11 protein-coding genes are annotated in these 12,741 nt (G+C 44.1%); 6 read left to right on the top strand and 5 right to left on the bottom strand.

Annotated elements, in window-relative coordinates; translation table 11 throughout:
• Positions 1–4: 4 nt before the first annotated feature.
• Positions 5–907 carry an aromatic amino acid DMT transporter YddG gene (gene yddG, locus KIV41_RS12065; protein WP_252043000.1) on the bottom strand — a complete coding sequence of 301 codons (903 nt, stop codon included), beginning with the start codon at positions 905–907 and terminating at the stop codon, positions 5–7.
• 129 nt (positions 908–1,036) lie between these two features.
• On the opposite strand from yddG, the gene KIV41_RS12060 reads away from it, so the two are divergent.
• From KIV41_RS12060 to KIV41_RS12045, 4 genes are all read left to right on the top strand, one after another.
• Positions 1,037–1,183 carry a hypothetical protein gene (locus KIV41_RS12060; protein WP_167381296.1) on the top strand — a complete coding sequence of 49 codons (147 nt, stop codon included), beginning with the start codon at positions 1,037–1,039 and terminating at the stop codon, positions 1,181–1,183.
• Positions 1,184–1,195: 12 nt separating this feature from the next.
• Complete coding sequence (elbB, locus tag KIV41_RS12055) at positions 1,196–1,846, top strand: isoprenoid biosynthesis glyoxalase ElbB (protein WP_252043001.1); 651 nt, start codon at positions 1,196–1,198, stop codon at positions 1,844–1,846.
• 333 nt (positions 1,847–2,179) lie between these two features.
• Complete coding sequence (gene yiaY, locus KIV41_RS12050) at positions 2,180–3,328, top strand: L-threonine dehydrogenase (protein ID WP_010451381.1); 1,149 nt, start codon at positions 2,180–2,182, stop codon at positions 3,326–3,328.
• A gap of 143 nt (positions 3,329–3,471) precedes the next feature.
• Positions 3,472–4,548 carry a PQQ-dependent sugar dehydrogenase gene (locus KIV41_RS12045; protein ID WP_252043002.1) on the top strand — a complete coding sequence of 359 codons (1,077 nt, stop codon included), beginning with the start codon at positions 3,472–3,474 and terminating at the stop codon, positions 4,546–4,548.
• A 27-nt stretch (positions 4,549–4,575) separates the two neighbouring features.
• Here KIV41_RS12045 and KIV41_RS12040 read toward each other — a convergent pair whose 3' ends face one another.
• Positions 4,576–5,571, bottom strand: coding sequence for a S66 peptidase family protein (locus KIV41_RS12040; protein WP_285336506.1), 996 nt, complete (start codon positions 5,569–5,571; stop codon positions 4,576–4,578).
• Between the two features lie 125 nt (positions 5,572–5,696).
• Here KIV41_RS12040 and KIV41_RS12035 point away from each other — a divergent pair, with 125 nt between their 5' ends.
• Positions 5,697–6,311: an HAD family hydrolase gene (locus KIV41_RS12035; protein ID WP_138955103.1), complete on the top strand. Its 615-nt coding sequence runs from the start codon at positions 5,697–5,699 to the stop codon at positions 6,309–6,311.
• A gap of 29 nt (positions 6,312–6,340) precedes the next feature.
• Here KIV41_RS12035 and KIV41_RS12030 read toward each other — a convergent pair whose 3' ends face one another.
• The 3 genes from KIV41_RS12030 to KIV41_RS12020 all read right to left on the bottom strand — a co-directional run bounded on the left by KIV41_RS12030 (position 6,341) and on the right by KIV41_RS12020 (position 8,934).
• Positions 6,341–7,198 (bottom strand): sterol desaturase family protein, encoded by an 858-nt coding sequence (locus KIV41_RS12030; RefSeq protein WP_071234297.1) that lies wholly within the window; start codon positions 7,196–7,198, stop codon positions 6,341–6,343.
• Positions 7,199–7,207: 9 nt separating this feature from the next.
• On the bottom strand, positions 7,208–8,236 hold the full coding sequence (locus KIV41_RS12025) for a DUF2804 domain-containing protein (protein WP_252043006.1): 1,029 nt from the start codon (positions 8,234–8,236) through the stop codon (positions 7,208–7,210).
• A gap of 230 nt (positions 8,237–8,466) precedes the next feature.
• Positions 8,467–8,934 (bottom strand): OsmC family protein, encoded by a 468-nt coding sequence (locus KIV41_RS12020; RefSeq protein WP_045386745.1) that lies wholly within the window; start codon positions 8,932–8,934, stop codon positions 8,467–8,469.
• Positions 8,935–9,173: 239 nt separating this feature from the next.
• Between KIV41_RS12020 and KIV41_RS12015 the strand changes: the two genes are divergently transcribed.
• A complete protein-coding gene (locus tag KIV41_RS12015; RefSeq protein ID WP_285336504.1) occupies positions 9,174–12,740 on the top strand; it encodes an ATP-binding protein in 3,567 nt (1,188 codons plus the stop codon).
• Position 12,741: the final 1 nt, after the last annotated feature.

Genomic DNA, 12,741 nt, shown 5'->3' with positions numbered 1-12,741 from the left:
GCGTTTATCCTGCTGCTTCGCGCTTTTCTTTGGTGACTAGCCAGCACATCAGCGAGCCAACCGTCACCATCACGACGCCTTGCCAGAAGCTGTGGCTCAGAGTGACCCCAAGAATAAGAGAGGAAAACAAAGCTGAGAAAATCGGCGTGAAGTAAGACAACGTTGCGAGAAACACCATATTGCCACCCACGATCGCAATGTTCCACAACCCGTAGCCACCCGCCATTAATGCGGCAGATGCGAGCAAATAACCCGCAGCTTCCCAACTGAATGTCATTGGTGGCTCATCTGCAAATGCATACTTCACCCACAAAGATACTGCCGTTGCGATAAAGAACAACGTAATTGCGTTGTGCTTTGATTGTTGTCGTTGCGTTAGGTTGCAATATACAGCCCAAATCACTGCGCCAGTAAACGCCATAAAATACACCAGAGGATTGCTACTAATATTAGCGACTAACTGTGTCGGAGATAGACCGTTGTCACCACTAACTGTCCATGCAACGCCAATAAACGCCAACGTAACTGCTGGGTACAACAACCAATTCGGCTTTTTATTACTGCCCAACACAGCGAATAAAACGGTTAGCGCAGGCCAGAGATAATTAACAATAGAAACCTCTATTGCTTGAGCTCGAGAGTTTGAGTACCCCAATGCCAGTGCGAGGAAAATTTCATAACATACGAACATCGCTCCTCCCAGCACTAAGTACTTGGGAGAGAAATAAGACAGCTTGGGAATACCGACAACAACCAACAAGAAAATCGAACTCAGAGAGTACAGCATCGCTGCACCTCCTACTGGCCCTAGACTCTCTGTCACCAACCTAGCAATACCGAGCAAACAGCTCCAACAAAGAATCGCGATACAGCCATAGAGGGTGAAACGAAATTGATAAGATTGCATATTATCTGTGTGACCTACTGCTCATGAATACCAACGAAAACTGCAGCTTAACTCAAAAATGATCCGCTTCAACGTACTCTTTTTCCAAAATCGGTATAAGAACTACTCTATTAAGCGATTGGAGTCGATATGAAACATTTTCTTCCTTCCAGTGTCATGCTGACACCGTTTGTTGTGCGCTACTATGAAGAAGAAGACGAAAGTGAAAACGTTGAAACACGTTCAGAAGCTCATAGTTTAGATAGTGAGGAACAATCTACGGAACGTTCAGAGTAAGGGAATCCAATCATGAAGAAAATCGCAGTTATTTTAAGTGGTTCCGGCGTTTATGACGGAGCAGAAATCCACGAAGCTGTACTAGCACTCTATGCTATCGAAAAAGCAGGCGCCACATGGCACTGCTTTGCACCTAACATCGACCAACTTCACGTCATTAATCACCTGACAGGCGAGGAAATGGATGGCTCGCGTAATGTTCTAGTCGAATCAGCACGTATTGCACGCGGCAACATTGATGATGTCGCCAAACTGAATGTCGACGAATACGATGCCCTACTTCTCCCTGGTGGATTTGGCGCAGCAAAAAACTTAACTGACTTCGCCGTTTCCGGTGCGGAGTGTTCTATCAATACTCACGTAGCACAAGCATGCCGAGCGTTTGCTCAATCAGGTAAACCTGCGGGTTATTTATGTATTGCTCCAGCAATTATTCCACTGGTTTATGACCAAGGCGTACAAGGTACGATTGGTAACGATGAAGCAACGGCAGCGGCGTTTAATCGCATGGGTGGTGAACACATTGATTGCCAAGTTGATGAAGTCCACTTTGATGAAAAACACAAAGTACTTTCTACACCAGCTTATATGTTAGCGGAGAATATAACCCAAGCGGCATCAGGTATTGAGAAATTAGTAGATAAGTTAGTTAAAATCGCCTAAAAGGAAAACGTTTGCTTAAAGGCGAAATACCAATCCCCATTGATAGATATAACATCAATGGGGATTTTTTATACTTTAGTCAAATTGGGAGATTAATCGTACAAAACTTGCTATTTTTGCCAATCGTTTGCGTGATAAATGAAATATTTCAGCTACGTTAAGTAGGTGTTGCACCACCTCACTGTGCAACAAGACTGCCATCACACTTTCTGCGTTCAAGATACCTCTAAGGGGTTATTCTTGTTCTAGATCAATCTCAAACATGAACTTGGTATGCAAAAGTAAATGACAGATTAAGAAAGATTATTAAAAATAACGACGGAGCAATCCAATATGACAAGTGCATTTTTTATCCCTACCGTAAACCTAATGGGCGCAGGTTGCCTTAAAGACGCAACAGACAGCATCCAATCTCAAGGCTTTAAAAAAGGTTTGATCGTTACGGATAAAATCCTTAACCAAATCGGCGTAGTAAAGCAGGTACAAGATCTTCTTACTGAGCGTGACGTTGAAACTGTTGTGTTTGACGGCACTCAGCCAAACCCTACAATTGGCAACGTAAACGCAGGCTTAACTCTTCTTTCTGATAACGAGTGTGACTTCGTTATCTCTCTAGGTGGTGGCTCACCACACGACTGTGCAAAAGGTATCGCACTAGTTGCTTCTAACGGCGGCAAAATCGCTGATTACGAAGGCGTAGATCAGTCAGCAAAACCAATGATGCCACTGATTGCAATAAATACGACTGCTGGTACAGCATCTGAAATGACTCGTTTCTGCATCATCACTGACGAAGAACGTCACATCAAGATGGCAATCGTTGATAAGCACACTACTCCGCTTATTTCTGTAAACGATCCTGAGCTAATGCTTGCTAAACCAGCTTCGCTAACAGCAGCTACAGGTATGGATGCACTGACGCACGCCGTTGAAGCTTACGTATCTATCGCAGCGACACCAATCACTGACGCAGTAGCAATCAAAGCGATCGAATTGATTCAAGCGCACCTACGCACAGCAGTGAAAAACGGTGAAGATCTAGAAGCTCGTGAGCAAATGGCATACGCACAGTTCATGGCTGGTATGGCGTTCAACAACGCGTCTCTAGGTTACGTACACGCAATGGCACACCAACTAGGTGGTTTCTACGACCTTCCACACGGTGTTTGTAACGCGATTCTTCTACCTCACGTACAGCGTTACAACGCGCAAGTATGTCCAGAGCGCCTACGCGATGTAGCGAAAGCAATGGGCGTAGATGTAGAAGGTATGTCAGCAGAACAAGGTGCGGCAGCAGCTATCGACGCTATCGTTGTACTAGCGAAAGATGTTGGCATCCCTTCAGGTATTAAAGAACTTGGTGCGAAGCTAGAAGACATCCCAACACTAGCAGACAACGCACTTAAAGACGCTTGTGGTTTCACTAACCCTAAACAAGCAACTCACGAAGAAATCTCGAAGATCTTCGAAGAAGCGATGTAATCTCGCTGAATAATTAATTCTCTATTGCCTTAATTCAATCCCCGATCTCGTATCGGGGATTTTTTTATGTTCGCATCCTCTGCCAAACATAGTCTTTTAGTGTTAGCTTTTAAGCATTAGTACGATTCATATTGGAAGGAACCATGAGAACGATTGCCGCCGCCCTACTCGCTTGTCTATCCTTTTCTGCCAGCGCTGCTGAATACCGCGCTAACGAAGTAGCGAATGGATTGCAAATTCCCTGGGGAATTGAGTTCTTAGATAACCAACGAGTTATCGTTAATGAAAAAAACGGTACGGTTTCACTGCTCGATATCACTTCAGGCAAGCCTCAAAAGCTGTTTAACGTCCCCGACATAAATAGCAGTGGGCAAGCAGGCTTATTGGATGTCGCACTCGCACCGAATACCAATGAGCAGAACCCGCACCTCTTCTTTACCTACAGTAAGCGCTCTAGAAAAGGCAATACGGTGGCATTAGCGACTGCGCAATTGCAAAATAATCAGCTTGTTGGCTGGAAAGACGTATTTGTCGCTGACGCGATCACTGACACGGGACGTCACTACGGCAGTCGTATTGCGTTTGTTGGCGACAAAGTTTACTTCTCGATTGGAGACCGCGGCGAACGTGATAATGGGCAAGACACTCAAACCCATGCTGGCAGTATTCTTCGTCTCAACCTTGATGGTTCGGTTCCGCAAAACAACCCATTCAAACCTTCTGAGGCTCGTCCCGAGATTTGGAGTTACGGGCACCGCAACCCGCAAGGCATGTTTTATGACGAAGCAACAAAACAGCTGTGGTCGATTGAACATGGACCGCGCGGCGGTGATGAAATTAACCTGATAAGGAAAGGCGCGAACTACGGCTGGGCAAAAGTCTCTCATGGTAAGGAATATTGGGGACCGTTGGACGTTGGTGAAGCTAAGTCGTTACCGGGAATGGAAGATCCAAAACTGGTATACATCCCTTCTATCGCACCAAGTAACATGATTTTGTACCGTGGCGATAAGTACCCTGAGTTGGACGGAAAAATCCTCGCCGGTGCATTGAAACTGGCGCACATCAACGTGGTTTCTATTGAGAATGGCAAGCTCACCGAATCAAAAAGATTGATGGAAAATCTTGGTGAGCGAGTAAGAGATATAACCATCAGCCCCGATGGTTATATCTACTTTTCTACCGACAGCGGCAAAATATTTCGTCTCGAAGAGAAATAGTTTTCTCTGACGAACTAGTCAAAAAAGCTAGCTCTTTAAACTCACTGCCACCGTTTCATTGTCAAAATCGAGCATCATGGTCGAGCCCAATGGTACGGTGAGCATTGGGTGGGTATGACAGCTATCAAAGTCATACAAAATCGGTAGTGGTTGACCGTTCAGCACTTCTAGCAACACGTCTATGGGTGCTCGCCCTGTGCCTTTGTCGTTGAACTTTTCATGCTTGCCAAGAACAACTGCACTGACTTTTTCAAACACGCCAGAAAGCTTGAGCAGCGCAAAAGAACGTTCGACCGTTTCAATCCCCTGCAAACAATCTTCCACCAGCAAAATATCGCCATGTTCAATACTCGGCATAAACTCACTTGCCCATATTCCTGTCATGGTGTTGAGGTTACCGCCAATCAAACGTCCGGTGATCTTGCCTTCGCCTTTGAAGTGCCACTGGTTTTGCAAAGTGTGCTTTGCGCGGTCTTGGTCACCCCACTCTATCCATTCATCTGTCCAACCTTGAGGCATTGTGTACTGATGTGCCAAGCCATCTAACGTATTCACAATCGATTCGAACGAAGCAAAGGTCTCGTCGACCAAAGGCGGGAATTCACCCAGCGACGCCACTAAAGCAGGACCATAGAAAGTGACGATGCCAGTTTGTGCGTAAATGCCCATCAGTAGGGCTGTCACGTCTGAATAGCCAACAATGATCTTGGGGTCTTTCTTCAATGCCTCGTAATCAATGTAAGGCAGCAATGAGTTACTGTTGTAACCGCCAATGGTCGACATAATACAGCGTACTTCGGGATCACGAATCAGCGCATTCAACTCTTCCACTCGCTCTTGAATCGAACCCGAGCGATATTGGTCAGTTTTGTCCGTTAAGCTTCCTGCTTTTAGCTGGTATCCACATGACTCCACATACGCTTTAGCACGCTCAAAACGCTCGGGGGCAAATACTGTGGCAGGAGAGGAAGGAGAGAAAAAGCCGATGGTATCGCCCTTTTGTAACGGTTTTGGAACTATCATGACTCATCCTTGTTTTGTGATGCACTATTGATTTATTTTCATACAATCTAAACAGAAGATCCTACACTTAACAATAACCAATTGTTTTTTAAAACGATCGTTCGGTTTTGTTGTACGAGGTCACTATGGTTCCTTTCCCATTACAAATTGAAAATATCAAGGCTGTTATTTTTGACTTAGACAATACACTTGTCAGTTCTGATATGAATTTCAGCCAGTTAAGACATCAGCTCGGCTGCCCATCAGATGAGGACTTATTGGATTTTGTAGAAGCACTTGATCACCCACATCATAAAGAACACGCCCACAATGTTATCTTTGACTATGAGATTTCTGATGCGGAACATTCGTCACCGATGCCAGGATGTCATGAACTGTTAGACCACTTACACGGCCAACAAATCAAGACAGCGATTGTAACCCGCAACTGTTTAATTGCGACACAGAAGAAACTCGAACACAATCAAATCAACGTTGAAATCGTGATCACGAGAGAGTGTTACCCACCCAAACCCGATCCGCTTTCACTGCAAGTATTGGCTAAAGATTGGCGCTTGTTGCCCAACGAGGTGCTCTATGTCGGGGATCACTTGTATGATTTGCAAGCAGCATTTAACGCTGAAATGCCCTCCTGCTTGATTCACCATGGGAATCCAGAAGACTTTATTCCATCTGCATCCGTCGCTCTTGAGCAACTAGGCGATTTACTTAGTTTATTTCATTTGGCTCACCACAAATAGGGTGACATTTAGTTAACCAATCTGAACCACTACTCTATAGTGTCGGATGGTGGCGCAAACAAGCACCGCCAGCGCTGACGCCAAGACAAGTTAGGACGAGTCACTTCTTTGATCATGTCTTTCCATTCAGCGAACGTTACTGTGATTGGGTTGAAGCTGTTGACGGGTTTAGAGATGCCATAACGAACCGTTTCCACTTCTGGTTCGAAGGTGCCAAACATACGATCCCAAATGATCAGTACCCCGGCATAATTTTTATCGATATATTGACGATTTACCCCATGATGCACACGATGATGGGATGGCGTATTAAAGACCCATTCCAAAGGCCCGAGAGAACGAATCGATTGAGTATGAACAAAGAACTGCAGCCCAAGGTTGAGTAACACCACAAACACAACCCATTTAGGATCAAAACCAATAACGACCAAAGGTAGCCAGAATAACCACATTCCAGCCAATGGGTACATCAAGCTTTGACGGAATGCAGTACTGAAGTTCATGCGCTCTGAACTATGGTGCACCACATGAGCAGCCCACATCCAACGAATGCGATGACTTGCGCGGTGGAACCAGTAATAGAAAAAGTCCTGTAAAACCATCAGCAACAAGAAAGTAGAGACGGTCATCTCAATGTCAAACAGACGCCAGCCAAACCACCATAAATACAGCTTAGCGATCAGCAGTCCTGTTAAAATATCTGTAGCTTGATGAAGCCCCGCTAGAACGAAATTACACACCACCTCGGGTAAATAATATCGCGCATTCTCTGGTAATCTCCCGCCGCGCTGTCCAAACCAATATTCCGCCGCAATACAGAGAAAGAATATTGGCGCGAGCAGCATCAGCAATAAATCAGGATGTTCTGTAATCTGTGACCATTCCATAGTCCGTTCCTACCATTTCGCGTAGTGATCTTCGGTGAGTCCCATCACCTCATCGAGTTCGTGCTTAATGCCATTGCCATCAATCAAATAGCCAGAGAAGTAACCGACAAATTGACGAAAATTGCTTTTCAAAAACCAGAAGTTCTTCTTCTCCGAACGTTGATTTTTAGGCGTAAACACCAGGTTAATGCGATTGTCTTGCGAAGTGATCCGCCATGATGCTTCTTGATGCATGCGGGAAAAATCAAACTGTACGGGTGGCATCAGATGACGTTCACCATCAATCCAAATGACGTTTTCACAATACCCCGTTTCGTTCACCCCAGCCGCTAGGTTAAGCCCAATGCGTTTATCTTCATCTTGATGATTGATACTCGCCCATCGCCAACTGGTTTCTCTTCGCATATACCCAGCCGAGAAATCATACCCAGCAACCGCATTCACCAAGTCTTGTTGCTGCCCTTTCACACTCATTTCACCTTGTACGGTGAGTGCATTATGTTTTTGGGTATAGGTCCATCCTGAGTATGCTGTGGGTGTGCAAAGCATCAAGGGTAAGCTTTCTTGCTCAGTTTGAGACTTTGAATCAGGTAAGAGCATCAAATCCGCTTGAACAAGATTCGTGGCAAGCTTTATATGCCACTGCCCATTTTCAATATTGAACTGGATTGCATCATTAGCGAGATATGCTTGGCTATTCCAGCTAGAAGGTTGCGTTTGATAACCCATATTAAGCGGCTTTAACCACTGCTGTTCAACTAGCTCATGGTTTTCTGTATCAAACACATAGCAAAAACCAGACGCCAAATAGCGAATATCTGCAATTGCGACACCAATGATGTATTTCGACGTGACAATCGAAACAAACTGGAATTGCTTGTAATCGAACCGCTTACGCCAACTCGACGCGGGCAGATCCATTTCATTGAGATACACGAAAGTATCTAACTGAAGCGATTCCGGTATTGATGCTAAGTGACCAAATTGAGGTATTCCATTAGCTTGAATAAAGGGATTCAAAGGCGTTTGCACATCCATGCTCGTTATTAATCAATGACACACCATTCGATATTAACATTAATTTAACAACAAACTATTTGCGCCACTGCACAACATTGGTTCAGGCTCCGACTTTTAATGACTCAAAGTGTGAAACAAGTCACTCACATTCAAGCCATTAGACGGTTAATTAGAGCTTTAACTTGGGGTTAGATAGCAAGCTGATTACGATTGAATACCAGCCTTATCACCTATAACGTCACTCTCCCTTAATCCACTAACTCTGTAACAACATCCGTCTTCACTGAGTTGGCAATAAAGCAGTTTTCGTGTGCCATGTGGTGCATTTTCGCTAACTGTTCACGTGTCGGTTGCTTATCTCCAGAAAAGACAATGTTTGGTCTAAGCACTACTTTCGAAACCCACTCTTTGCCATTTTCTCCTACTGAAAGTTCTCCAAACGCCTCATCAATATAGCTGTCGATCACGTAGCGACGTTTCGCTGCAATGGAGAGAAACACCAACATATGACAGCTTGAAAGCGCGGCAACAAACGCTTCTTCTGGATCAACGTTTTCTTCGACTGAAAGTGGCAATGGTACAACATGAGGCGATGGTGAAGCGGGTACGGTCACGCCACCATCAAACTGCCATACATGCGCACGACTATATAAATTATCACTGAAAATTTCCTGAGGCTGACGTTGCCAATGAACGGTAGCGGTGTGTCGAGACATATCACTTCCTTGTCAAAGTGGTTAAGAACTTCACCATACTGATAAATTGCTTGAATGTTAAAGGCCATTTACTCATTCCGTGTCTCAAACCATCAACTACATCACTACTGGCTAAGAGTCAGCCACCTAGAAAACTTACTTATCGATACGACAAACAAGACAAATTGGCGGAAGTGGTGAAAACATATACTATCCGCCCCCATTTTTCATTCTGATAAGTTATTGAGTTTAAAGAATTAGTGAAAATTCAAAGCCTTTTATTGATTGCATTATCATCTATTACATTTGCTATTTCTGCCGCTGATCTTTTAAGCAAAGAACAGCAGACTTATCTAAAAAACAACCCATCACTAAAAGTCGGTGTGCTAGAAGGAAACTGGTTACCTTACTGGGGCGATATTCGCTCAAAAGAAGGTATCAATATTGAGTACGCTGAAACAATGACGGAAGAGTTGGGCATAACACCGGAGTATGTCCCATTTTCCAATATACAAGCGCTTTTTGCCGCGTTAAAAGCGAACGAGATCGATTTGACAGTTGGCTTTGTTGCGACACAAGCTCGAAGCGCCGACTTTCTTTTCTCACAGCCTATCTTCAATACTCTACGCTTAATTTGGCTTAGAGACAGCTCTCTAAAGTCCAAACCTTTAGACGAACTAGTGTGGGCATGTGTGAGAAATTCGAGCGCATGCGACCTCGCAAAAACGCAGGATTACAATAAGCTTCATATCGTCAATAACAACGAAATGCTGTTTCAGTCTTTAAACACTGGGATTGCCGATGCCGCAATTGTGGGCCTCTCAACCCTTAATAGCTATGGTTTTCAGAACGTTAACGGTGAGCTCGTTGGTGAAGTGATATATGACAAGTCGCTATCAAAAGGCGAAGTCTCTATTGCGACTAATAATAGTAACCCTGAGTTGATGTCAATCATCAACAAGTATATTGAGCACACAAAAAACACTCAGAATACTCATGTCGAAATAGAAGCAAATATCAATATATTGCATAACGACATGATGCTAAAAGTACTTGAAAAACAAGAAGGCCGAACAGCAATTCGATACACGATAGAAGATGATTTGTATCCTCTCTCTTATATTGATCCGCAAACAGGAAGACTGCGAGGATACGTTCACGACCTATTGAAACTGCTAGCCCAACGTAGCTTATTGTCATTCGAATATATCGATCCTCAAGGTCATGATGTCGAACAGATGTTAAAGGACGGTGTCGTTGACCTCTTGCCTGCTCGCAATACGAATAATATCGATCGCCGCGATTTTATCGCGACACAACCGTATTCTGAGCTCAAGTTTAGCTACATAAGAGCAACTCAAATCAAAGGAAAGCAAACCACTGCCATCTTGGATCGCAGTGGTAACTTTTACACCCACTTTCATCAAAATGAAAAGTTCAAACAATATCCGGTGTACCGAGATTTCGAGGCGCTGATGAATGCCTTTGCTTCGGGCAAAGCTTCTCATGCCTTCGTCAATAAGAGCATTGTTGATAACCACTACTACAAAGGTTTCGAGAAGCTTTTTGTACCTGTAACTGCGCCAACAGCTTACGACCTAACGTCTCCAATCGGCATGGAGTTACGTAGTGAATCTGCGTTCTTACACAAGATACTAAACACTGTGCTCACCGTTACGTCCAAAGAGGAGATCGAGCAATTAATTGAACGTCATAACAAGGTGATGATCACTTATGGTATCGATAAGAAGTTAGTCGTTATTTGGGCGCTGGTAGGAACTTGTGTTTTCCTAATTGCTCTGATGATTTACTTCATGCACACGGATAGATTGTCTAGAACACTGCGAAGAAGAGAGCTTGAGTCAAAAATCAAACGCACTGAAAACCAATGGCTTTCATCAATCTTAGATAATGTGCCCAACTTGATCGTCATAACGGACAAGAGCAGTCAACAAGTATTAGCTAATCAGCGGTATTTGTCAGTAATGGAGCGCTGCACTAAATATGGCACTGCGTCGGTTGATGAGAAGCAGCTCTTTCTGAAAACGGTAAAATTTGACAAGGCATCCTCATTAGAACATGAGTCTAAACACCTAAAACTTGATGATCACATGTACCGTGTCCACCAGCAGACAATAAAACACCCGTCTGATGGTAACGAATACCAAATGACGGTCTTCGACGATATTTCAGTGCTCAAGAGAAAAGAAGCCGAACTAGAGCAAGCAATTGCGTCACGGAACCACTTCTTAGCTGTAGTGAGCCATGAGCTGAGAACTCCTATCGCCGCCATGTTGGGCTTGATGGAGCTGTTGGAAGAGGATCTTACGAAGCCAGAGAGCAAAGAACTATTAAGAAATGCGATGCTTTCAGCCGATCGTTTGAAGCTGCACGTAAACGATATATTGGATTTCTCAAAGATTGAAGCAAACCAACTTCAGTTAGACGTCTGTAACGGAAATCTGTATAGCGAATTGGGGCCAATTCTTCGCAGCTTTGAAAAGAATGCTGAGCAAAAAGGGCTTAGATTTATTGTCGATTGGCCACCAAACGCATTTGCGGACGTTGACCTTGACTGGCTGCGCATCAATCAAATTTTAAATAATTTGTTGAGTAATGCCGTCAAATTTACCCATGAAGGCAATATTGAAGTTTCTATCGCTTCATCAGAGTCTCAGTTGGTCATGGGTATATCCGATACCGGATGTGGAATGACTCCAGAGCAAGTATCATCCCTTTACTTACCGTTTATCCAAGGGGATGAAACCATTACACGACGCTTTGGCGGCACTGGGCTTGGCATGTCTATTGTAAAAAGTTTGGTGGACTTAATGGCAGGCAGTATTAGTGTGAGTAGCCAACCCAATATTGGTACTTCTGTCATCATCAGCATTCCAATGGTTGGTAGACAGATTCAACTTTTAAATACTGGACCAGTTGCTTGCAACAATAGCCAAACCGAAGCTTGGTTGAATTGCTGGGAAGTACCTGTTGATGAGTTCGGTTTGTATACATCGGCATTAGAGCCAGAATCTGGGAGTTCAAACTTCTACCCAGACACGCTTTATCATGCCCTGCTAAACCGAACATCCAAACAAGGTCAAGATAAGCCGCAGCAATCACTATCTGTGTCAGGTCATGTGATGGTAGTTGATGATGATCCGATCAACCGCTTGCTGTTCAAAAAGCAACTCGACAGCATTGGTGTGTCAGCAACGGTTATGTCGAGTGGAGAGTCTGCTTTCAAAACACTGGTCGAATCTATTGAGAAAGAAGAGCTCGCGTACGATTTAATCATCACTGATTGCCATATGCCACACATGGATGGGTATCAATTAACCCAAAAAATAAAGAATCATCCGATGTTGAATGCACTGCCTATTGTCGGCTGTACCGCAGACAACGCTAAGTATGTGTTGGAAAAAGCATCAGCAGCTGGAATGAACGAAGTCATTTTCAAGCCATACTCTATCGAAACACTCAGAGGCATTTTTGAAAGGTACTTACCGCCGAGCTCAGTAAACCAAAACAGATGTTGGCTTGATAGTTACCACGTGGATGAGCAAGTTGAAATTGCAGAGGTGGTACTCATGGCTTTTGCCTCAGACAAAGCACTACTAAACAGTGCTGAAGAACCTCTTAAATCTGTCGCCCATAGAATTAAGGGCTCAGCAGCGGCACTCTCTATTGGTGAACTAGAGCAAGCTGCAAAAACATGTGAACAATGGATAGGCTCAGACAAAGAGCAAGTTAGTAAGGACGCACTGATAAAAATACTTGAAGAGATTTTGTCTAGCACGAAAGCGTGGCTAGATAACAGAGCGTAGT

It is taken from the genome of Vibrio sp. D401a, from assembly GCF_030248515.1.
GTDB lineage: Bacteria > Pseudomonadota > Gammaproteobacteria > Enterobacterales > Vibrionaceae > Vibrio > Vibrio rotiferianus.
Note: the sequence above shows the minus strand (reverse complement) of the source record. Positions and strands in the feature narration are given on the sequence as shown.

Coding starts and splice junctions, on each gene's coding strand:
- yddG (WP_252043000.1), bottom strand. CDS start 907: ATGCAATCTTATCAATTTCGTTTCACCCTCTATGGCTGTATCGCGATT.
- KIV41_RS12060 (WP_167381296.1), top strand. CDS start 1,037: ATGAAACATTTTCTTCCTTCCAGTGTCATGCTGACACCGTTTGTTGTG.
- elbB (WP_252043001.1), top strand. CDS start 1,196: ATGAAGAAAATCGCAGTTATTTTAAGTGGTTCCGGCGTTTATGACGGA.
- yiaY (WP_010451381.1), top strand. CDS start 2,180: ATGACAAGTGCATTTTTTATCCCTACCGTAAACCTAATGGGCGCAGGT.
- KIV41_RS12045 (WP_252043002.1), top strand. CDS start 3,472: ATGAGAACGATTGCCGCCGCCCTACTCGCTTGTCTATCCTTTTCTGCC.
- KIV41_RS12040 (WP_285336506.1), bottom strand. CDS start 5,571: ATGATAGTTCCAAAACCGTTACAAAAGGGCGATACCATCGGCTTTTTC.
- KIV41_RS12035 (WP_138955103.1), top strand. CDS start 5,697: ATGGTTCCTTTCCCATTACAAATTGAAAATATCAAGGCTGTTATTTTT.
- KIV41_RS12030 (WP_071234297.1), bottom strand. CDS start 7,198: ATGGAATGGTCACAGATTACAGAACATCCTGATTTATTGCTGATGCTG.
- KIV41_RS12025 (WP_252043006.1), bottom strand. CDS start 8,236: ATGGATGTGCAAACGCCTTTGAATCCCTTTATTCAAGCTAATGGAATA.
- KIV41_RS12020 (WP_045386745.1), bottom strand. CDS start 8,934: ATGTCTCGACACACCGCTACCGTTCATTGGCAACGTCAGCCTCAGGAA.